Origin of the sequence: Wolbachia endosymbiont (group A) of Dendrolimus pini, assembly GCF_964026835.1 — a bacterium.
In the GTDB taxonomy this organism is placed as follows: Bacteria; Pseudomonadota; Alphaproteobacteria; order Rickettsiales; family Anaplasmataceae; genus Wolbachia; species Wolbachia pipientis.
In genome coordinates this window covers 648,619-671,134 of record NZ_OZ034702.1, presented here as the reverse complement: position 1 = coordinate 671,134, position 22,516 = coordinate 648,619, and the positions used below count along the sequence as shown (strand labels likewise).

The window sequence follows — 22,516 nt, the reverse complement described above, 5'->3', positions numbered from 1 at the left end:
AATATGGCGTTTCCTGCCCTTTATTTTTTTGCCAGCATCATACCCTCTGGATCCCCTTTTTGAGTAGTTTTTACTGATTGACTGTCAATTATTCCTACCGATGGAGTTTCTTTCTTACCAATTATTTTTCTTACTTTTTTAACTAGAAAATCGTGAATTTCTTGCCATATTCCACTTTTTTTCAAGCGCGAATCACAACTATACAAGGCTTTCCATGGTGGAAAATCTTTAGGTAGTTGTCTCCATTGACATCCTGTTCTCATCACATAGCGGATTGCGTTAATAATTGTTCTAATATTATGTTTTCTTGCTCTAACGGTCTTTTTAGGTTCAAAATATGGCTCTATTATCTTCCATTCTTTGTCACTTATATCGCTTGGATACATTTTAAATATATCTTATAACACACTTCTTATCTCCTTTCTACTTAGTTTGAAGACAGGCTCTGAGATAATCAATATACTTCGTAAGTAACCTTATTACTGTAAATGATATAGAAGAGATCTAATTATAGTAAAGCCAAATGTTTGAATCTTCAACTGGCATAATACTGCCATATTCTGGCGATTTATAATCGGTTGGTAAAATCTTCTCATATACTGTAATATCCTTATTTAGTTGGTTTGTAACTTTCTTTTCCATATCTTCAACACAAAGTATCCCATACTTACTTCTTTCAGCATTTTTATCATTCCTGTTAAACTTAATGTAACCTTTTGCAGCAAGAACATCAATGCGTTCACGAATGGAGTTTTTACTACCAAGACCTGCTTTATTTTCAAATACCTCACAGAATGTATTGATTGTATATACTTTCCCTCTATTTCTCGCCTCGTCGTAAATTAATTGCAGTATAATATCATATCTACGAGAACGCTCTGCATCTAATTTTTGTCCATAATCTTTATGTATCAGTCTCTGTGACTCATAATCAAGTATTTGCCAGCAGTTATCGATTTTATCAACACATTTTGATGGAATAGCATGACCATTACGTAATTCAAACATCAGTTGACGACTACTTTGCCGTTCATCTGGCTTAAACATTATCATTCCTGTAGTATAAAAGCTTCTTAACGAACCAGCACCACTGAAACTCTGAAAAGGATCTTCTTCTAATGATTTCTTTTGCATCTTCTTCGTGTGATGTACTAAAATGACTCCTGCATTCGGATTAACTAACGCTCTCAATTTTTCAACTCTTTCTTGCAGGAAAAATAGCATAGCATTGTTATCATTTTCACTACTGTTCTCGCCAGCATCAAAAACGTTACGTAGTGGATCAATAGCTATAACATCAACGATATTTGAACCAAATGATTTCTTTATTTCACCAAGAACTTCATCTATACTATCATCATTTAAGAGTAGCTTTGTTTGAGGTGTAATGACTAAGTTATCCAAAGCAATCTCAAGCAGTTCTTCATTGATTTTTAGTTGCTGTAGACGTTCACGCATATAGTGATAGCCAATTTCAGTTTGAAGATAAAAGATCCTCAAAGGCCTTTTAGGTACCATATCAAGAAATTGAACTCCTGCTGCCATGTAAATTAGCCAAGAAATTAAAAAGTCACTTTTTCCTACTTTAGGTGCTCCAGCAAACACTAAAAGTCCACTTGGAGTTAAAATTCGAGGAGCAACTATATCTTCTGGCATCGGTGATTTATCGTTAAAGTATTGCCTTGCAGAAAATGAAATCAAACTTTTTGTACTTAGAGTATTAGTAGTAAGTGCAGTTGAAGCTAAAAATTCTTTAACATTTATTCCTTCCTCTACACAATCAGCAGCATCCCAGCCTTTTGTTTTATTTTGTGGAATATTAAGAACAACAAGTGATTCAACTCCGATTTCTAAAAGCTTTTTTTCAGCATTTTTAGCATATTTCTTACCTGCTTCATCATTATCTGGCCATATAATAATGTGTTTACCTTTTAGCGGAGTCCAATCAGTTTTCTCAATAGGTGCATTTGCTCCAGACATCGCTGTTGTTGCAGTTATTCCCTTCTCTATCAGAGCTTCTGCACATTTTTCCCCTTCCACCAGAACAATTTTATCAGACTTTAAGATTTCTGGAATATTATATAGAGGCCTTATTTCTGGTGATGCAAACTTAGATTGTTTGATATCAAAAGGCTTGTATACTTTTTTCTTTCCAGGAGGATCAGAACGATAAACTTTTACAATCACCTGACCATTTTCATCATAATAATTCCAACTTTGGGTAATGAATTTCTCAAAGTCTTCATCAACATATTGTTTCTCTCTGTATTTTTTATTATTTCCGAGCCATTCACTTATTGAAGCTATTACCTCAGGAAACTCTGTCCTTGCATTCTTTCTATGTACAGCTGCCCAAAGGTCGATAATGTCACCACCTTCTCCAGTTGCAAAATCATTCCATAACCCGGCTCTACTGCCACTTAGTTCTACTCTTAAACTTTTTCCTTTATTACCCCATATATCACCTACTTGAAACTCATTTTTGTGAAAAGTTCCGTTAGGTAGCAAGTACAAAAGACAAGATCTTAAGTTTAATAGAAGTTGTGCTTTAAGTTCTTGAACATTGTATGAATCACTCATGAAATTACCTGTAAGTTGAAAGTCTTGTTCTATATATTCACCGGATTTACAAAAACTGTTCAGTTCGTAGGTGCATTGTCTGATCAAAGTTTTGAGTGTCTGAGGTTTGAAAAAAGATTCCAGGTTTTCAGAGGGTAAAAAACTCACGATTGTCTGAGGTATTTTTTTCATGTCCTACAATATTTACTAAGAAAGTTTCATCCTTAAGTCTTTCATTTAAGGACACATCTTATGAAATCTCGAAACTCTTATTCAGGTATTGATCCTAAAGTTGTTAATTTAATAAAATTTTACGCAAAATATTATAAATCGCTTACTGATCAAGATATTGAAGACATAGAACAAGACCTCTTCTGTGAGTTTCTTTCATGCATAGATCAGTATGATAAAACTAAGGGCAGTCTTTCAACTTTTGCTAAGCAAGTTGTTAAAAATCGTATTAATAATCTAGTCCGTAAACACTCACGTACTACTCCTAAACTTGAAAATAATGTGCAACAGGAAAGTTACTGTTTTGAAGATGAAGCGATACTACGTATTGATGTTGAGCAAATTATTTCAAAATTACCAAAGAAGTGGCAAGTTTTATGTGAACAATTAAAACACCACAGCATTGCTGAAGTTGCAGATATGAACAATATATCACGGACTACTTTGTATAACATACTCAAGAAAATGCGATCTAAATTTGCACCTGTTTGCAGAAAAAAGCATAAGAAAAATTGAACAGTTTTTTGAAATTTGGTGAATTTATATATAGTGGCAAATTAAGGTAAAAGCATGAAAATAATAAACAGCAAAGAAAGAGCAAAACTGATCACAGGTGTGAAGGTAGTAATCTTTGGACCTTATGGGATCGGCAAAACCAGTCTGCTCAAAACCCTCGATGAATCAACAACACTTTGCCTTGATTTTGAAGCAGGACTTCTAGCTGTACAAGACTGGAAAGGAGATTCAACTGAGATTCGCACTTGGAATGAGGCCAGAGACATTGCTTGCCTAATTGGTGGTCCTAATCCTGCATTAAAACCTGATCAAGCATATAGTCAAAGACACTATGAGCATGTATCTGGCAAGTACAAAGATCTTCTTTCTGAAGTTTCTAAATATCGATGTATTTTCATTGATAGTATAACTGTTGCATCACGTTTATGTCTTTTATGGGCAAGAATGCAACCTGAGTGTTTTTCTGATAGATCGGGAAAAGAAGACAAAAGAGCTGCCTATGGATTACTTGCGCAAGAAATGATGGCCTGGCTCAATCAGTTTCAACATATCAGAGACAAAGACATCATCATAGTTGGCACATTAGGTCAATATCTCGATGACTGCAATCGTCCAACTTGGCTACCTCAATGTGAAGGTGCTAAAACCGCAAGTGAAATTCCTGGGATAGTTGACGAAGTAATCAGTATGGTTGGAATCAAGAAAGATGATGGTACAGAGAGACGTTCATTTGTCTGTCAGACTATTAATACTTGGGGATACCCTGCTAAAGATCGCAGTGGCTGCCTGAATATGGTTGAAGAACCTCATTTGGGTAAATTACTTGCGAAAATTAAAGCCAAAACCTTGGCTCCTATTATTTAATTAAAAATTAATGAGGGCAAAGCTCATGTTGATGGCTATGAGATTGAACTTCCTCACAGTATTCGTGTTTCTTTTGATGAAGATCCGGATATAAAATCAGTTGAATCAGAACCACATACTTTTCAGCCAAATAGCCAAAGAGTAATGGAACTGAAGGTTAATGATTTTCCAATAAGTGAAATTAAAAAAGTAGATATAACTGTTCAAAAAACCATTACCATTACTCATGGTTCATATTCTGGAGCTATTGATCCGATACCTGATTCTGCAGTACTTGAGATTATTCAAGTTAAACAAGGCAATGTTATTTATGAAAATAGTATAGATTACAAACTAAACGCAGGAAACGTTGATTGGTCATTACCCGGCAAAGAACCAGCTCCTGGAAGTAGTTATCAAATAACCTATCGCTGCCGCACTCATGTAAGCCCTGGAGATATAAGTGAAGAGGGATGTAAAGTAAGAGGTGCAGTTGATAACAGCTTGGTTCTGGTTGATTACACCTGGAAAATGCCCCGCTATGATTTAATTACTATCGATAGCAAAGGAGTGGTAAGAAGAATAAAAGGAATTTCCCACCCTTGGCGACCATCAATGCCTAAAGCACCTAGCGGACAACTTTTGCTCTGCTACATTCATCAGACGTGGAAAAACGGAGAAAAAGAAGGGGTAAAAATAGTGAATAATGCTATTCATGCTGTACCGATGAATGAGCTTGAAGCAATGAAAAAAGGAATAAATGATCTTTATGCTCTTGTTGCACAGGAGCGTTTACGCAATGATGCAAATTCAAGAGAACCTACAACGAAAAAAGGAGTATTTGTTGATTCGTTCTTTGATGATGATATGCGTGATCAAGGAATTTCGCAGTCTGCAGCAATAGTAAATAGAGAGCTAGTTCTGCCAATAGATGTAGAAGTTGCAGATATTGAAAAAGGTGGGGAAAGATATCTTTTGCCTTATAAACTTGAACCGGTACTGGAGCAGCTTTTACAGACCAAAGGAGAAAAGATCAATCCATATCAAGCTTTTGATCCAGTCCCGGCACAAATTACTCTAAATAAAAACATTGATCACTGGACGGAGGTAAAAACAAATTGGAAAAGTCCAGTAACCAGAGTATTTAATGTTAAAGAAACGACAGAGCTGCTGTCAAGCATACGCGTCAAGTTAAGAGATTGTGAGCAAATTTAGAGAGGTTAAAGTGGATACTCTAGCCCTTCTACGTTTGTCTTTTAATGAAAATCGCGACCAAGTTATAGTGAGTTTTTTAAGAAATGCTTTTAAACTATTAATTTTGGTTAATACTAAAAATAACTCTCTAACCCGCCTTTTTAGCTCAATAAATGCCTTTGTTAAGCTAAGTTCTGTATTCTTTTTCACTTCTGTGCAACCAACTATGCCGTGAAATATAAGAATTGCGCACAATTTAGCATATAGTTCACATAATACTCTGCATGGCTTTCCTTTTAGCTTATCAAGCCTGATATGGCTTTTATACAATTTAAATAATAACTCAATTTGCCACCTTACTCTGTAAATCGTTAATACTTGCTCAGCACTAATTTTATTTTCTGGAACATTAGTTATAAATATTGACCAGTTCAACAATTTTTGATTTCTTTTAGAGGATGTATATCCCTGCGATCTTGCTAATCTATTAGCTTTCCTTCTTCTGGCCATAGACTGTTCTTCAGTTAGTTTCTGACATATAATTCTTACTCTAATTTTTGCTTCTTTTCCTAACAATACCTCGTTTTCTAAAAATAACTTATCCTCTAAACATTCTAATAACTCCATTTTTTGATTTGTTTCTACATCATATATGTTGGTATCGGATTTATAACGACTTATGAAATAAGCTCCTATTTCATTGATTTGTTTAAAAGAACTTGGCACAAAATAACCGAGATCAGATATTAGCAAATCATTGCTTAATATATTACTTAAATGTTTCCTATATCCCTGGTCTGATCTTACCCCCTCCGTTAAATTAAGTTGGTCTATTATCTGATTCATGTAGTCGAAAACTAATTGTAACTTTATTCCAGACTTAGTATTGCTTTCATAGCCACTGTAGCTAGTACCATAACCTTTATACATCTCTTCCATACTGTTAGGTAGAGTAATATAGCTACTGTCCAATAATTTAACACTATTAAATTGCTGTAAGATTTTGCAATCAACTTGCAAGATATTTTTAAAGAGAATCACAGATTCATTATACATCCTTTTCATAAATTCCACTGCTTCTTCAGTAAATCTAAAATCCAAACCTTGTTTTGTTATATCTATCGAGTCCTCGTTTAGTAATTGACACATTGTTTCTACGCTACAATTATCAACTCCTATATTACCCAAGACCATGGCTTTTACGAATGATGAACCTTTTAGCTTTCTCTTTCTTTTTATAAACCTTGTTGTAATTGAGATTTTCTCTGCTTTTTCATTAAAAAATTCTTTGAGCTTTTTTGATAAGCAAGTTATTTTATTCATTGGTTCTCTCACTAAAAGTATATCTGGGAGAACTTATACCTTATTATTCTATCTCTTTCATACCTTTATTTCCTTAACTTGACGCGTATGATTAGTCCAAGAGACTCTGCTTTAATTAAGTTAGATCTACTACTGACTGAAAGTGAGAGAAGTCTAATTGATGAATTTCGTAAAGAGTTAAAAGATGTAGTAACAAAAAATGATCAAGGTTATAGGGATAAGCATGAAAATTTTACAAACACTGCTTTAGAGCGTATAGAGTGCATAACAAATAAATATTTGCAAAAAGGGATAAGACTCAATTCAAAATATAACGATGATAAGTATACTATAACAAGTTTAATTTTTAAGGAAATAAGAAATATCCCTGATAGAATACGACAGCATAAGGGATTACCACCTTATGAGAGTTTATCAGACGATAGTGAGACTATAACAAGTTTAGTTTCTAAGGGAATAAGAGATATTCCTGCCTACGAGGGTGTATCAGATGATAAAAATATAGGTATTATACGCAATATCATAAGTAATTTACTATTAAAAGGTGGAAGAGTAAAATGCAGTTCCTTTTATGATGATAAGTTATTGTATGCAACTTATGGGTTCAGTTATGAGATTTTTGCAGAATGTGAAGAAATTGATAACAAGCTAAAAAGTGTAGCAGATGAAGGTATTATAAACAGTAGTGCCCAAGGCAAAGCTTTACACGTAGAAATGGATAATGGATATTTTTATGTAAAATATTCGCAAGATAGCACTGTTGAGGTTGCAAAAGTTATAAATAATCCAAAAGTGAAAGATTTAAGTTTTAGACATCATATATTTCATGTTGGAAAGAGTATAGTAAGAGTTGAAAATGTAGGAGGAAAAAGAAATTATACAGACGTTTTAGAAGGTGGCATTGAAATGTCTTTTACTACTGAAGTAGGAAAGATTAGTATTCATCTACGTTCTAGTGATAAAGACAACAATAAAATTGAAGTAAAGATAAGTGACGATGACAAGAAGAAACTTGATCAATTAAAAGATAAGGAAGAAATAGGAGAAAATTGCTTACTTGGTGGATATTCAGTACATGATGCGATTAAACGAGGATATTTTGAAAAACATGAAACACTACGTCAATCTTCTGAAAAAATTACCTTATCTAATGAAAAGAAAAAAAATAGTTGGTGTGAGATAGTAACAAATTCAAAACAGACAACAAGCCGTACTGTAGGGTAAATGCTACACTGCTTGATTGTCTAAAGATCTTATATTACTCACCATAAAAACTTAACAAAAGCTTAACGACGTGAGTAGTAAAAAGATTATGGTTATTGACTTAATGTTACATATCGCATACAATGTATCATATATCTTAGCTTAGAGGGATAAGTATGGGTGAGTCTACTGGGATAGTAAAATCTATTATCAATCTACTAAAACCAAAATCCAAACCAGAGCCATCTGATTTTGAATATGAATCAATTATAGAACATCTATCATCTAAAGAGCATTTATTAAATGAGCTGATGAATGATATGTGGTACTCAGGAGACTTACCATCAGTCAGAAACTATAATGAACCATTATCTTTGATAGATAGCAAACTTGGATTAAGTGAACAGATTTGTGTTTGGTTTGCTCTAGATCATGACCTTACACCAAGTCAAAAAAATTTAAACAAAAAGTTACTTAGTGCTCTAAAATGTTTAGCTTCTAACTGTGGTTCATTTGATAATACTGAGCCCCTTGAAGAATTTTTACATGATAATAAAAACAATAAAGATTTAAAAGTAATTCTTAATCTCAGAAGAGGAGAATCTCAATCAACAGTATTGCATGCAATTGCAGGAGCAAATATTGGTGGATTTCGTCGTACAGGAAATCAGGCTATAGATTTACTCTTAGAAGCAGGTGCAGATCCTAACATACAAGATAATAAAGGAAAAACACCACTATACCTTGCTGCTGCTAAAGGTCATTACGATAATGCAAACTCTCTTCTCTTGAAAGGAGCTAACCCTAATATAACAAGTAGAAAGGGGAGAACTCCACAACAAGTAGCAACTAATAACCTCTGCTATGATATTGAAGAATTATTTTTAACTGATAAACAGAAAAAGATGAATAAGGAATTGTATGACTTACTTGTACTCGATTCAGATTGCACTAAAAATTTAAAGGACTTTTTAAGTAAGCATAAAAGAGATTCAGACCTAAAAGTGGTGCTAAATATTCGGCAAGGAATGGGTGAATCAAAAGTGTTTTCGTATGTTGATCGTTTTTCTTGGGACAATGAAGGTCTTATTCAAGAGTTAAGAAAGATATTTTTAGAAGCAGGAGCATTAGATTATGGTATAAATATTTATCGTCAGCAAAAGGAAGGACAGGCCAGTAAATTACTCGTTAATTTAACTTCAAATCAAAAGGAGAAGTTAAATAAGTTTTCTGATAAGGTATTTCGAGCTCAAAACATGGCTGAACTTGAAGAAGTTGTGAATGATGCTATAAAGTCTGGCATACGATTAAACTATTCTCTTTCACAAGATTTCTTTTCAGGTAATGAGTACACTTTTACCGATTATGTGATGAAAAAAATCAGTGAGTTGGAAAAAAATCCTAAAGTTGCTAGTAATATAATATGTCAATTAGTATCAAAAGGGGCAGTGTTTGGTAATACAGTTGATGCTAACACACTGACATCAGAATTTAAAGAGCATAAAACTAACCTAAAAAAAGCTTATAGAGATTATGTTAGCAATTCTCATAAATTTATTGAAATCGCAAAAAGTGCAACCAATAGCGAGCTAAAAGATGCAAGAGTAGACAACTCCGTTTTTTACTTAGAATATTCTAAAGATAGTAAAATAGACATTATAAAGATAACAGATGGGGCAAGGGATTTAGGTCTAACAGATGGGGATGTAAAGTGTGGAAGAAATATAGTAAAGATCGGTAAAAGTGAAGTAGAAATTAAAACTGAAGATGGCATAAGGAATTATACAGATCTTACAGAAGGCAGCAGTATAGTATTAACTTTCTATACTAGTTTGGGAAATGTAGACGTTAGGCTGTATCCTGACATACAGAATAAAAGCAAAATTATAGTAGAAGTGAGTAATAGAGAAGAAATATTAGAAAAATTCAAAGATCGCGAAGAAGAGTTAGGCAATGATTGCGAGCTTGGTAACTACTGGGTCTACGATGCTATTAAACAGGGATATTTTGAAAGATCTGGTGGATTAATGCGTCCTGAAGTAATAAGCGAGTCTAACAACAAATGGGCAGAACGTGAAGAATTAAGAAGGGTTTCTAATTCGAGGGAAGAAATTGCTAGGTAGAAGGTATTAAATATTAACTAAGATAATTAGCAATCTAAGAAACGAATTATCTTAAGCTCTACACAAATCACTCGCTCTTTTTTACAATTAATTTGGTTTATAGAACTACTCGTAGTAATCAAAATAAGATTTTTTCTTATAGTCAAGTTATAGTAAAATGAAATGCGATAAAGTTGCATTATTCTTTCTACAGCTAAATTTTTGCCTTAGCGTATTTATTATACAGGTAGTACAAAGCCATCGTTACACTTATATATCGTCAATAATCTATTAACAATTCCTATAGTATAATTAATTTTGAAGGCTTTAGTAAGGGGGAAGTATGACAGAAGCAAATCCAATAGTTACATTAAAGGCTAAAATTAAAGAATTTGGTTTTAATAAATTAAGAGCTAAAGATAATAAAAGCGCAAATTCTGGTGAGCAAGCATATAAAGACATTAATAGAATGGATTTCATCATTAACGGAGAGAATATAGATAGGGATTTTGTTGACCGATTATATAAAAAACATATTAGCTTGGTTAAAAATAATAAAAATGGAGAAAAGAATTATCGTTCATTTGCAAAAGAGGTTTTTAAGGAGATGTTTCAACATTCTAGAGCAGAAGCTCCAAATGATCATATTCTAGAAGAGTTAGCTACTAATTGCAATCAAGCAGGATATGAACATATATATGGACCATTTATGATGGAACTTTACGAGAAACATAAATTATTTATGAATGTCAATAGTGGTGTTGAGAGAAAAGTGTACATTGACTGCAAAAATCCAAATTCTGTAAAAGTTGAGTGTAAAATCCCCAAAGCACCTGTAAAGCTTCTAGATTTTTCTGAGAAAAAAATATGTGATATATCATTTTCAATGGAATTTACACTTGAATCTCAGAATGGTAAAGAGGTTCTAATATATAGAGACGGTAAGTTATTACTTGATGTTCCTGAGGAGTTAAAAAACTATCAAGATGGCGATAAGAGTTTATTTGATATTATAAGAGAATATTTCGAAAAATTTTGCAAAATATTAGGATTTACGTTTGCAACAAAAATAGAGCACAACTTAGGAAATGAATTGAAAGTAGACAGTCATGGCTATCTGGAAAATGTGGAACCTCCTGTCCGGAGCAATAATCATGCTCATGGTTAAAAAAGTATGCTCTATAAGCTCAAATGAGAAGAAATTACCTAATTTAAAAGTTTTACTTGATGATTATGGATTTTCTCAACTGTGCAGGATTCAAAGAAGGCTGGATAATAGACCTACTCAAGTTTAGTATTCGGCTTTGTAGCATTATACAACGCAAAATCCATACACCACATACTGCCACTGCGAAATAAAACATAAAACGCAACACAGCTCACCAATAATAACGCACCAACAACACCAGCCGCAATTGGTTGATTTGATGATTTTTCGTATATACGGATTTCCTTCACTATAAAAACATGGTTCTATTTCAGCAGAAAAGGATTGTTATGTGAGTTTGACTCTTGCTCAATAATTTGCTCTGGTTTCATATGTAAATTAAAAATCTTTACTATTTATATTAATATACTCATATAATTTAATGTCAGTTTTTGTCACACTGGTTTACATCAAGACTATTTTTAACCTCTTCAACATCTGCTGGTGCATTAGAAGTCCTTCATATTTTGCAATAGTGGTTTCCTTATAAATCCTTAAGTTTTTTTTGCAACAGCTTTTCCTATTATTTTCGATGTTTTCATCTCCTCTTGTTAAACAATGCAATCAAGACCATAAAATTTCTCCAATTGCTCACTCCACAGCATCGGTATTTCTCTCAAATCAACTAATTTCAAATCTCTTGGCTGTCTCCCATTTACTATATCTTCTTTAATCTTCGGAGCTAAATAATTTAACCTTAGAATTTGTTGTACCCTTCTTGTACCTATATTAATTTTAACGCTCAGTTCCTTCACACTTGCATATTTTCCTGCCTCCAGTTGACGTTTCCACAGATGAGCCCTTACCACTGCTTTCAGTAGTGCATTGTTTGTTTTACCTTCTGGCTCAATTACTGTGCATTTCTTTCCTTTCTTTTTTATTGGTATAAATTCCACCTTATCCTCTAAACTCACCTCTATTCCATCTTCTTTTATCATTACTCCTTTTATTAACTTTTTCACTACTTCTTTCTGCTTTCCAAAATTTAAATTTTCCCATTTTTCTTCGGTCTTTTCTCTCCAATTTTCATATATCTGCTCCGCTTTTCTCATCACTTCTTTTTCTACTTCTCCTGCTACTATTGTTCGATTTACTGATTCACAATTCTTTCCCCTTAAGTTGTTATTACATACGTAGTATCGATATCTCTTATTCTCTTTTTTTGCATATGTCAGTGTCATATTTACACCACAGCTCTTGCACTTAATTATTCCCTTTAGCAGAGCTTCTTCATATTTTGCTTTTCTATATGGCTGATTCTTTATCAATTCTTGTGCTTTTTGCCATTTTTCCTCTTTTATTATTGCTTCATGCTTTCCCTCATACTCTTTCTCATAATGTCTTATCTTTCCCATATATATTGGATTTGTTACTATCCTCCTTACCGTGGCCTTTTTAAAGATATCTGATTTCGTACGGTACCCTTGGCTATTTAACTCTCTTGCCAACTCTGCCATTGACTTTAGCTCCAAATACCTCTCAAATATGTGCCCTACTATTTTCGCTTCTTTCTCATTTATTATTAATTCTTTATCTTTTACATCATACCCAAACGGCAAAGTTCCTCCATCCATAATCCTTGTTCTTTTGATGTTGCTATTTTATTTTTTACTCTCTCTACAATCATCTCTCTTTCTAATTGTGCTGCTCCTGATAACACCGTTTGTACGAACTTTCCCATTGGCGTATTATTATCAAATATCTGCGTTACTGCTACAAAATTTACTCTATGTCTTCTAAAAAATGATGTGACTTCTATACTATCTTTTGTTTCCCTTGACAGCCTGTCTAGCGTATCATACGCGTCAAGTTAAGGAAATAAAGGTATGAAAGAGATAGAATAATAAGGTATAAGTTCTCCCAGATATACTTTTAGTGAGAGAACCAATGAATAAAATAACTTGCTTATCAAAAAAGCTCAAAGAATTTTTTAATGAAAAAGCAGAGAAAATCTCAATTACAACAAGGTTTATAAAAAGAAAGAGAAAGCTAAAAGGTTCATCATTCGTAAAAGCCATGGTCTTGGGTAATATAGGAGTTGATAATTGTAGCGTAGAAACAATGTGTCAATTACTAAACGAGGACTCGATAGATATAACAAAACAAGGTTTGGATTTTAGATTTACTGAAGAAGCAGTGGAATTTATGAAAAGGATGTATAATGAATCTGTGATTCTCTTTAAAAATATCTTGCAAGTTGATTGCAAAATCTTACAGCAATTTAATAGTGTTAAATTATTGGACAGTAGCTATATTACTCTACCTAACAGTATGGAAGAGATGTATAAAGGTTATGGTACTAGCTACAGTGGCTATGAAAGCAATACTAAGTCTGGAATAAAGTTACAATTAGTTTTCGACTACATGAATCAGATAATAGACCAACTTAATTTAACGGAGGGGGTAAGATCAGACCAGGGATATAGGAAACATTTAAGTAATATATTAAGCAATGATTTGCTAATATCTGATCTCGGTTATTTTGTGCCAAGTTCTTTTAAACAAATCAATGAAATAGGAGCTTATTTCATAAGTCGTTATAAATCCGATACCAACATATATGATGTAGAAACAAATCAAAAAATGGAGTTATTAGAATGTTTAGAGGATAAGTTATTTTTAGAAAACGAGGTATTGTTAGGAAAAGAAGCAAAAATTAGAGTAAGAATTATATGTCAGAAACTAACTGAAGAACAGTCTATGGCCAGAAGAAGGAAAGCTAATAGATTAGCAAGATCGCAGGGATATACATCCTCTAAAAGAAATCAAAAATTGTTGAACTGGTCAATATTTATAACTAATGTTCCAGAAAATAAAATTAGTGCTGAGCAAGTATTAACGATTTACAGAGTAAGGTGGCAAATTGAGTTATTATTTAAATTGTATAAAAGCCATATCAGGCTTGATAAGCTAAAAGGAAAGCCATGCAGAGTATTATGTGAACTATATGCTAAATTGTGCGCAATTCTTATATTTCACGGCATAGTTGGTTGCACAGAAGTGAAAAAGAATACAGAACTTAGCTTAACAAAGGCATTTATTGAGCTAAAAAGGCGGGTTAGAGAGTTATTTTTAGTATTAACCAAAATTAATAGTTTAAAAGCATTTCTTAAAAAACTCACTATAACTTGGTCGCGATTTTCATTAAAAGACAAACGTAGAAGGGCTAGAGTATCCACTTTAACCTCTCTAAATTTGCTCACAATCTCTTAACTTGACGCGTATGGTTTTTTATTCTCTCCCATTGCTCATCTTTTAAATCATATAGCATTCTCTTTACCTATTAATAAAGAGTACTCTATATCACTATTTTTTTATGTCGACAAGACCTAGGTAACCATAAGAAACAAAAGGAGTTGTTTGCACGGGCTTCATCCATCTTTAAGAAACATTATGGCCCTGATCATCCGGAAGTTGCTAAACTGCTGGCAGAGCTAGATGATATTTAGGCTTTTAGCAACACTAGATTAATAATCACTTATTTTATAATCACACTTCCAAAACTAACCTGTTTGGATCTTCTATATAATTTTTTATTTTAACGAGGAAAGTTACTGCTCCTTTGCCGTCAACTATTCTGTGATCGTAAGAGAGAGCAATGTACATCATAGGTCTGATTTCTACTGCATTACCAACAGCAACTGGCCTGTTTTGTATTGAATGCATTCCAAGTATTCCAGATTGCGGAGGGTTTATTATCGGAGTGGAAAGAAGTGAACCGTATACTCCACCGTTTGAGATGGTAAATGTTGCACCTTCCATTTCTGATACTTGTAATTTACCCTCACGAGCTTTTTTGCCAAGAGCAACTAAAGTCAACTCAATTTCTGCAAATGACATCTGATCGGCACCCCGAATAACTGGTACAACAAGACCTTTATCGGTGCCAACAGCAACACCTACGTCATAGTAATGTTTATATATGATTTCATCGCCTGAGATTTCAGCGTTAATTTCAGCAATTTCTTTCAATGCTTGCACCGCTGCCTTTATAAAAAACGACATAAAACCAAGTTTTATTCCATATTTTTTTTCAAAGGCGTCCTTATATTTTGCTCTTAGATCCATGACATTCTTCATGTCAATTTCATTGAACGTGGTCAGTATTGCAGCAGTATTTTGCGATGCTTTCAAACGAGCGGCAATTACTTGCCTTATTTTGCTCATTTTTACTCGTTCCTCTCTTTGCTCTCCATTTACTACACTTTTTGGCAATTCATATTGTTTTATTGCAGGTTGTTCAGCTTTGTTCATATGGCCTATCACATCTGCTTTTGTTATTCTGCCTCCCATGCCAGTTCCTTTGACGCTTTCTGCACTGATTGCATTTTCTTCCATAATTTTACGAGCTGATGGAGCATCTTTTTTAGCAGCACTTTCGCTTTTATCTTCTTTTCTCGCTTCCTCTTTTACTTCTCCCATGGAAAGCTTCGCTAACAATTGATCAGGACTTATTACATCATCTTCCTTTACAAGAAATTCAGTTATTTGCCCCGAAGCTTCTGCAGTTAATTCGAGTGCTGTTTTGTCAGTTTCAATTTCAAAGATCAAGTCATCTACTTTTACTGCTTCTCCAATACCCTTCTTTATTTTTACTATACCTTCTGTAACTGATTCACCACCAAGAGTTTTTGGTGCTCTGATTTCTATAATTTTGCTCATAAAACAACTTCCGTATAAAACTTTCTATAGATTTATACATGAAAAGAGACATGTAATAAACTAATAAATTCATTGAGGCTCTTATCATTTAGAAGTGGACAACAACTCCCAAATGTCATTCCAGCGTGTGACACTAAGTCATAAAAATTCCTTGACAAGCCTCGCCAGCTCCCTTATCATGAAAACGAAGCTATTTATTTATCTTCTCTGTACAGATTAAATGACAAAAAAACTCAACGTATCTGGCGTCTCATGTTTAATTTTTTGCACTATGTGCACTCTATGTCTTTATCAAATTTCTAGGTTTTTACCTACACAAGCTGAAATACGCTTATAAAGCATTTAAAACATTAAAAAACGCCAACTTAAAAGATGGATAGTGAATAACTAGCTACCCTAGGGTTTCTTTTGCCTTTTTTTCTGTTTAGTAAATTTCTTAATGTTTATAATTTAGATTAGTTGCAGCTTAAAAGCAGCTGAGTCGTGGTTATTAGACGTTTAGAATAAAAAAACGCCATACTTGAAAGTATAATGTAAGTAACTAGCCAACCACGGGGCTTCTTTTGCCTTTTTTTTCGTTTGGTAAATTTTTTAATATTTATAGCTAAACGACAACCGTCATCCCGCTGCTTGTTAGCGGGATCTAGAGATACCGCGAATGAATCGCGGTATGACGGTTAAATAATTCGTCATCCCGCTACGTGTTAGCGGGATCTAGAGATACCGTGACGGTATGACGGTTCGCGGTGGTATGACGATAAGGTTTATACCTTGTCATGCAAGTACTAGAATCCAGTAAGCTTATTTATGCATATAAAAGGTTATTATTTTGTAAAGTCAAAGTTGCTTTTGGTTTTAAGTTAAAGTACAATAAATGCAAAGGTTTATATAAACTGGATCCAAGTAGTTAGCTACTTGAATGACATCAGACAAACAATCGTACACATGCTAGTCAAAATAGGCACCAGAGGAAGCAAGCTTGCAGTTGCCCAGGCTTTGGAAGCAAAACAAAAGTTGCTGGACTCTTTTCCTAACTTATCTATTGAAATTGTTAAGATAAAAACTTCTGGAGATAAGTATGCAAACGCAAATCTTGCTGAAATAGGAGGTAAAGGATTATTCATCAAAGAAATTGAGGCTGAATTGCTCGAAAATAATATAGACATGGCAGTTCATTCGCTAAAGGATATGCCTGCGTTTTTCTCAGGGGGTTTAACAATTCCTTGTGTTTTAGAAAGGCTAAGTCCATGCGATGCGTTTATTTCTCATAAACACAATAGCCTTGAGTCTTTGCCACAGCAGGCTACTATTGCCACTTCTTCAATAAGAAGAAAAGTTCAGTTGTTAAATGTTAGACCAGATTTAAATATAGTACCGCTACGTGGAAATGTAACAACTAGATTGCAAAATCAAAGTTTTGATGGAATAATTTTAGCTGAAGCAGGACTCATAAGATTAGAAAAACATCACTTAATTACAGAGGTATTACCACCAAAAGTTATGTTAAGTGCAGTGGGACAGGGAGCGATTTGTATTCAATGTAGAAGGAATGATGTAAAAATTATCGATCTTTTAGAGAAAATTAATAATAATATGTCTTTTATAGGAGTGAAATCAGAGCGCAGTTTTATGAAGACAGTGAATGGTTCATGTTTTACACCACTTGCAGCTTTGGCTGAATATGTGAGCGAAAATATGCTACACCTTCGTTGTATGTTAGCAAGTGGAAAAAATATATACTTCACTGAGCGCACTTCATTTATAGAAGATGCGGAGAAAATGGGTATGGATGCAGGATTAGAGTTGAAACCAAAATGCTTATAAGCTTACCTAAAGTACGTGGAATCTATCGTTATGATGTCTTAATGTCTAAAGCGACGTGGTTAAATGTTGGTGGACGAGCTGATGTATTATTTAAACCATGTGATATTGAAGATTTAACATACTTGATTAAAAATACTGAACTGCCAGTTAGCGTTATTGGTGCAACATCCAACATAATAGTGCGAGATAGTGGCATTCGAGGAATAACAGTAAAATTAGGTAAGGAGTTTGCATATATTAAAAGTAAGGGTAACAACTCTATTGTAGCTGGGGGAGCTGTGCTGCTCAGCAACCTTGCTCACTTTGCGGGAAATCAGCAGATTAGTGGGTTGGAGTTTCTAGTTGGAATTCCAGGAACAGTTGGTGGCGGAATAGAAATGAATGCAGGTGCATATGGTAGTGATATCGCAAGTGTTGTACAATCCATAAAAGCAGTGAATCTAGAGGATGGAAACCTATATGAGTTCTCCAGCGAAGAAATGGGGTATTTTTACCGTGGACATAGCCTAAAAGGAAATTGGATTTTTATTGAAGCTGAGTTTAAAGGAGTAAACTCAGAGTATGAGCTTATACTGCAAAGGTTAAAGGAAGTTATTGAGAGGAAAAATAAAAGCCAGCCAATAAGAGGAAAAACTGCTGGGTGCATATTCAAAAATCCAAAAAACTACCGAGCATGGGAGTTAATTGATAAATCTGGCTGCCTAGGGTTAAATATTGGTGGAGCTAGAATCTCTAAGAAACATTGTAACTTCTTGCTCAATTACGATAATGCAACTGCATCTGACTTGGAAAACCTTGGCAACAAAGTAAAAGATGCAGTAAAGGATAAATTTAATGTTGAACTTGAGTGGGAAATAAGGGTTTTGGGTAGCTATTAGATAGTTTTTATAGCTTATGTATATTCGTTCAGGAGAACGGCAAATAAGGTAAACAAGTAATCTAAAAAAATAATCATAGAGAAACCGTGAGGTAATGTGGTTAATCTTGTAGAACTTTGCAAGAATCTAGAGAGAAAAATAGCAAAGTTATACCAATTCTCATTATTAGTGAATCAAATAAGCGATATTGTAGAGTTATTTAATTGTGGAGTGAGAAAGAAAGGCAATAGTATGGCTTTTTTTCCATTGTTATCTATCCGTTTATTGTGCAGTGGGAATTGGTATTAGCTGAACGGACACTATTGTTATACTATATCTTATATACAATTGTGCAATATGGACAATGGCAACAAATTTACTAGCGAAATTCAGTGATTTATGATTGATAATTAAAGTTCTTAATTAGTAACCGTTCACACTTAATTCTTCAATCTCACTAATAGAAAGGCCAGTAAATTTGACAATAGTGTTGACATCAACATTGTTAGCCAGCATTGCTTTTGCGACTTCGATTTTTCCTTCGATTTTTCCTTCAATTTTCCCTTCCTCTTTACCGATTTTGATGCCTCTTTCTTCGCCAATTTGGATGCCTTTTTCAGTAGCAAGGTCAAGTCTGTATTCAAGAATGGCTTCTTCTTTGCGTAGATCCATTATTCTTTCTTCATAAGCTACTAAATCTTTTTCATTCCAGCTAAACCTGTCTAATTCATCGTAGGCTAACTTTATTATTGGTGCTTTTTCTGCTATTTTCCTTAAGTCTTCTTCCGTAGTTTCATCTGCATATTTGAAGAAAAATAACCAACGATCCACTATGCTTTCTAGCTGTTCTTCCTTATTCTTAGGAAATTTAGGTAGTTCAATAAATACAAATTGAAAATCTTTTAAGTCATGCTCATTGGTTTTCTCATCTCTTATAGTGTGGCTGGATATATAATCAAGCTTATCAGGAAATAAATTACAATTAGAGATAGCAATAAAGAAAACCTTCTTTAAATCAATGTACTTACCAGATTTATCAGCTTGCCTTGAGTAAGCCTTAGCAGCATATAATTGAGCTCGTTTTTCGAAGCCTTTATCGCGAGTAAGCTGCATTTCAATCACATACCTGGCCCCACTAGAATCCCTGCAAAGAACATCAACTATACTTTGTTTATCAGATGCAATTTCAGGATCCATTATAGTACTGAGGAATTCCACTTCTTGTATAGTATTTATCTCGGTAAACCCTAAAATATCATTCAAAAAATGTATGAGAATATTCTTATTTTTTTCAGTGCCAAATATTTTTTTGAAGGTCAAATCCAGCTTAGGGTCGAGAAACTTAGATAAAGCCATAGCCAAAGTGCTTAAAAATATTAATAATTATACACTATTATTAACAATTATTCAACCATATTTTTGAAGATAGCTATGCCGCCGCGGCGCTAACAGGTAGCGGAATGACGAATTACTTAACCGTCATACCGCGATTCATTCGCGGTATCTCGGCATAGATTCCGCTAATTAGTAGCGGAATGACGATTGTGTATCGTGTTTTGCTAAAAATCACAGAATGCAGTCTGGTTACCTTAATTAGAAGTTTAGCTTTAACTTTAAATGGACTACTCAACCGTGACAGACTTAGCTAAATTTCTTGGACAATCTGCATCTAACCCTTTTTTTGCTGCAGTAAAGTAAGCAAGGAATTGCATAGCAACACTGTAGATGATTGGAGAGATAAAATTATCAGTGTCTGGAAGTTGCACCACATCTGCGCAAACTCCCCTTAGGAATGGCGCTCCTTGTTTATCACTGAAGGCAATTACTTTGCCTTTTCTTGCAATAATCTCTTGTATATTAGATAGCGTTTTAAAGAATAAATCATCATAAGGGATAATTGCTATAACAAGCACAGTAGAGTCTATTAAAGCAATAGAACCATGCTTCATTTCTCCCGCTGCAATACCAATGGTATTGATGTATGAAAGCTCTTTTATTTTCAATGCGCCTTCCATTGCAACTCCGTATGAACTTCCTCTGCCGATTAAAATAACGTTATTGTGTTCTAATATACTGCCCGATATATGTTGTATTTTTATCACATTCAAAACGTGCTCAACATACTCGGGAATAGAATTGATAGCACTGCTTAGCTGTTTTATTCTCTCTCCACCCAGTATACCTTTTATTTTTCCAAGCTCCACGACAAAGCATGCTAAAGTTGCAAGTTGCGCAGAAAAGGTTTTTGTTGAAGCAACACCAATTTCTTGCCCAGCAAGAGTATGTAACACAATATCTGAGATCTTTTCAATGCTGCTGCTAAATGTATTAGTTATACTTATGATTGTTTGCTTCTGTGATTTCGCATAACGCAGCGCTTCTATGGTATCTGCAGTTTCGCCAGATTGAGAGATAAATAACCCAATGCTGCCTTCTTCCAGCTTGACGTTGCTATACCTAAATTCTGATGAGGTTTCTAGATATACTCGAACTTGAGCGACATTTTCCAGCCAATACTTTGCTATTAGCCCAGCAAAATAAGATGACCCGCATCCAACTATAGTAATGTAACTCAGCTCAGAAAACAATTTTTTGTTAGCAAATATTACCTCTTTATATTGCTTGTAAAATTGATTTATTGTTTTGTTTAATGCACGCGGTTGCTCAAAAATCTCCTTTAGCATGAAGCTAGGGTAACCATTTTTGCTAATTAGAAAATCACTTGGACTACTATTTTCTATACTGCGTTTAACTTGTGTACCATTGTTGTATATACTAACTCCACTAGATTTTATCACTGCAATGTCATCATCTTCCAAATGCGATATTCTTTCCACAAATGCACTTAAAGCATTAGAGTCAGATGCAGCAAACACTGTGTTACAGTTATAGCCTATTGCTAAAGGCAAATTTCTCTTCGCAACAAATAAGGCGTCTGGATATTCTGCAAATAATAAGACCAAGGCAAATGAGCCGTGTAGGTTGTTTAAACACTTAAATAGAGAATCAACTGGCGACAATCCTTCATCGAGATATAAGGTTAGCATGTTTGGTATGATCTCTGTGTCAGTGTCAGTATGGAATGACATGCCCCTTTCTTCTAGACCCTTTTTTAGCAGATTGTAATTCTCAATTATGCCGTTATGAGCAACAACAACATTATTTGTACGAATGGGATGAGCATTTTTAAGGCCTGGAACTCCATGTGTAGCCCAGCGAGTATGTGCTATACCAACTGTACTGTGAGACATCTTGCTGTCATCAACAACTTCACATAACCTTTCGACTTTACCTTCTGATTTTTTGACTTCTATCTTACCTTCGTTATTTATGATTGCTATACCTGAGGAATCATATCCCCTATATTCCAATTTTTGTAACCCAGTTAGTAAGGTTGGTATTACTGAATCACCACTACTTACTACACCAAATATTCCGCACACAAATGGATCACCAAATGAACTTTCTTTTAAAGTTATGTAGCATTTTTGCCTTTATCATCTTTTCCCTTTTTACTTTCCTCTGGTGGTTGATTTTTATTCTTTTTATCATTCTTTTCGATTTTGCCTTTTTCAATTGGTTTAGCTGCTACTTTTTGAGTTTCTTTGCTTAAAACCTCAGATATAGCAGACTTTAGGATTTTCACCTCAACTTTTGGTGCTATTTCTATTATAAATTGTGCATTTGCCTCATCAACTTTATTAACTTCACCTATTATTCCACCAGAAGTAATGACTGTATCACCACGTTTTATTTGATCTATCATCTTTCTATGTTCTTTTAGTTTTTTTTGTTGCGGGCGAATAATGAGAAAATAAAATACCACAAATATTAAAATCAATGGAGTAAAACTAGCAAAAGATGCGCCGATACTTGATGTATTGCTAGTTGCATCTGCTGCAAAAACTTCAGAAATGAGCATATTTAATCCTAATTGTTAATGATAAAAACAAACCTATTTAAGTATTAATTACAATACCATGCCATGTCAAGTT

18 protein-coding genes and 2 pseudogenes are annotated in these 22,516 nt (G+C 34.0%); 11 read left to right on the top strand and 9 right to left on the bottom strand.

Annotated elements, in window-relative coordinates; genetic code table 11:
* Positions 1 to 20: 20 nt before the first annotated feature.
* Positions 21 to 386 (bottom strand): transposase, encoded by a 366-nt coding sequence (locus AAGD66_RS03280; protein WP_264374894.1) that lies wholly within the window; start codon positions 384 to 386, stop codon positions 21 to 23.
* 118 nt (positions 387 to 504) lie between these two features.
* The gene (locus AAGD66_RS03275; protein WP_341814557.1) at positions 505 to 2,580 is read right to left on the bottom strand and encodes an AAA family ATPase; all 2,076 of its coding nucleotides are present in this window, start codon (positions 2,578 to 2,580) and stop codon (positions 505 to 507) included.
* Between the two features lie 231 nt (positions 2,581 to 2,811).
* On the opposite strand from AAGD66_RS03275, the gene AAGD66_RS03270 reads away from it, so the two are divergent.
* From AAGD66_RS03270 to AAGD66_RS03260, 3 genes and pseudogenes are all read left to right on the top strand, one after another.
* Positions 2,812 to 3,306 carry an RNA polymerase sigma factor gene (locus tag AAGD66_RS03270; protein WP_264374896.1) on the top strand — a complete coding sequence of 165 codons (495 nt, stop codon included), beginning with the start codon at positions 2,812 to 2,814 and terminating at the stop codon, positions 3,304 to 3,306.
* Positions 3,307 to 3,360: 54 nt separating this feature from the next.
* Positions 3,361 to 4,170 carry an ATP-binding protein gene (locus AAGD66_RS03265; RefSeq protein WP_264374897.1) on the top strand — a complete coding sequence of 270 codons (810 nt, stop codon included), beginning with the start codon at positions 3,361 to 3,363 and terminating at the stop codon, positions 4,168 to 4,170.
* Between the two features lie 6 nt (positions 4,171 to 4,176).
* Positions 4,177 to 5,328 (top strand): annotated as a pseudogene (locus tag AAGD66_RS03260) (DUF4815 domain-containing protein); the annotation flags it as partial.
* 12 nt (positions 5,329 to 5,340) lie between these two features.
* Here the strand turns inward: AAGD66_RS03260 and AAGD66_RS03255 are convergent.
* The gene (locus tag AAGD66_RS03255) at positions 5,341 to 6,666 is read right to left on the bottom strand and encodes an IS4 family transposase (protein ID WP_264339118.1); all 1,326 of its coding nucleotides are present in this window, start codon (positions 6,664 to 6,666) and stop codon (positions 5,341 to 5,343) included.
* A gap of 87 nt (positions 6,667 to 6,753) precedes the next feature.
* Between AAGD66_RS03255 and AAGD66_RS03250 the strand changes: the two genes are divergently transcribed.
* The 4 genes from AAGD66_RS03250 (at position 6,754) to AAGD66_RS03235 (ending at position 11,266) form a co-directional block, all read left to right on the top strand.
* A complete protein-coding gene (locus AAGD66_RS03250) occupies positions 6,754 to 7,890 on the top strand; it encodes a hypothetical protein (protein ID WP_341814544.1) in 1,137 nt (378 codons plus the stop codon).
* Between the two features lie 155 nt (positions 7,891 to 8,045).
* On the top strand, positions 8,046 to 9,992 hold the full coding sequence (locus tag AAGD66_RS03245; protein WP_341814543.1) for an ankyrin repeat domain-containing protein: 1,947 nt from the start codon (positions 8,046 to 8,048) through the stop codon (positions 9,990 to 9,992).
* Positions 9,993 to 10,314: 322 nt separating this feature from the next.
* Positions 10,315 to 11,139, top strand: a complete 825-nt coding sequence (locus AAGD66_RS03240; protein ID WP_341814542.1) for a hypothetical protein — start codon at positions 10,315 to 10,317, stop codon at positions 11,137 to 11,139.
* The gene (locus AAGD66_RS03235; protein WP_265035349.1) at positions 11,126 to 11,266 is read left to right on the top strand and encodes a hypothetical protein; all 141 of its coding nucleotides are present in this window, start codon (positions 11,126 to 11,128) and stop codon (positions 11,264 to 11,266) included. The genes AAGD66_RS03240 and AAGD66_RS03235 overlap by 14 nt, the downstream gene beginning before the upstream one ends.
* Here AAGD66_RS03235 and AAGD66_RS03230 read toward each other — a convergent pair.
* Positions 11,253 to 11,429, bottom strand: a complete 177-nt coding sequence (locus tag AAGD66_RS03230; RefSeq protein WP_155115214.1) for a hypothetical protein — start codon at positions 11,427 to 11,429, stop codon at positions 11,253 to 11,255. The two genes, AAGD66_RS03235 and AAGD66_RS03230, sit on opposite strands and share 14 nt — an antisense overlap.
* A 300-nt stretch (positions 11,430 to 11,729) precedes the next feature.
* A pseudogene (locus tag AAGD66_RS03225) lies at positions 11,730 to 12,973 on the bottom strand (recombinase family protein); the annotation flags it as partial.
* A gap of 92 nt (positions 12,974 to 13,065) precedes the next feature.
* On the opposite strand from AAGD66_RS03225, the gene AAGD66_RS03220 reads away from it, so the two are divergent.
* Positions 13,066 to 14,391, top strand: coding sequence for an IS4 family transposase (locus AAGD66_RS03220; protein WP_264339118.1), 1,326 nt, complete (start codon positions 13,066 to 13,068; stop codon positions 14,389 to 14,391).
* Between the two features lie 276 nt (positions 14,392 to 14,667).
* On the opposite strand, the gene odhB is transcribed toward AAGD66_RS03220, so the two are convergent.
* The gene (gene odhB / locus AAGD66_RS03215; RefSeq protein WP_264723672.1) at positions 14,668 to 15,840 is read right to left on the bottom strand and encodes a 2-oxoglutarate dehydrogenase complex dihydrolipoyllysine-residue succinyltransferase; all 1,173 of its coding nucleotides are present in this window, start codon (positions 15,838 to 15,840) and stop codon (positions 14,668 to 14,670) included.
* A 945-nt stretch (positions 15,841 to 16,785) separates the two neighbouring features.
* On the opposite strand from odhB, the gene hemC reads away from it, so the two are divergent.
* The 3 genes from hemC to AAGD66_RS03200 all read left to right on the top strand — a co-directional run bounded on the left by hemC (position 16,786) and on the right by AAGD66_RS03200 (position 18,830).
* Positions 16,786 to 17,664: a hydroxymethylbilane synthase gene (gene hemC, locus AAGD66_RS03210; protein ID WP_341814541.1), complete on the top strand. Its 879-nt coding sequence runs from the start codon at positions 16,786 to 16,788 to the stop codon at positions 17,662 to 17,664.
* Positions 17,655 to 18,542 (top strand): UDP-N-acetylmuramate dehydrogenase, encoded by an 888-nt coding sequence (gene murB, locus AAGD66_RS03205; RefSeq protein ID WP_264723671.1) that lies wholly within the window; start codon positions 17,655 to 17,657, stop codon positions 18,540 to 18,542. The genes hemC and murB overlap by 10 nt, the downstream gene beginning before the upstream one ends.
* Positions 18,543 to 18,638: 96 nt before the next feature.
* Positions 18,639 to 18,830 (top strand): hypothetical protein, encoded by a 192-nt coding sequence (locus AAGD66_RS03200; RefSeq protein ID WP_070356842.1) that lies wholly within the window; start codon positions 18,639 to 18,641, stop codon positions 18,828 to 18,830.
* Between the two features lie 114 nt (positions 18,831 to 18,944).
* On the opposite strand, the gene AAGD66_RS03195 is transcribed toward AAGD66_RS03200, so the two are convergent.
* The 3 genes from AAGD66_RS03195 to yajC form a co-directional block, all read right to left on the bottom strand.
* Positions 18,945 to 19,877: an Rpn family recombination-promoting nuclease/putative transposase gene (locus tag AAGD66_RS03195; protein ID WP_015589057.1), complete on the bottom strand. Its 933-nt coding sequence runs from the start codon at positions 19,875 to 19,877 to the stop codon at positions 18,945 to 18,947.
* Positions 19,878 to 20,143: 266 nt separating this feature from the next.
* Complete coding sequence (gene glmS, locus AAGD66_RS03190; RefSeq protein WP_341814540.1) at positions 20,144 to 21,964, bottom strand: glutamine--fructose-6-phosphate transaminase (isomerizing); 1,821 nt, start codon at positions 21,962 to 21,964, stop codon at positions 20,144 to 20,146.
* Positions 21,965 to 21,996: 32 nt separating this feature from the next.
* The gene (gene yajC / locus AAGD66_RS03185; protein WP_264723668.1) at positions 21,997 to 22,443 is read right to left on the bottom strand and encodes a preprotein translocase subunit YajC; all 447 of its coding nucleotides are present in this window, start codon (positions 22,441 to 22,443) and stop codon (positions 21,997 to 21,999) included.
* Positions 22,444 to 22,516 lie beyond the last annotated feature (73 nt).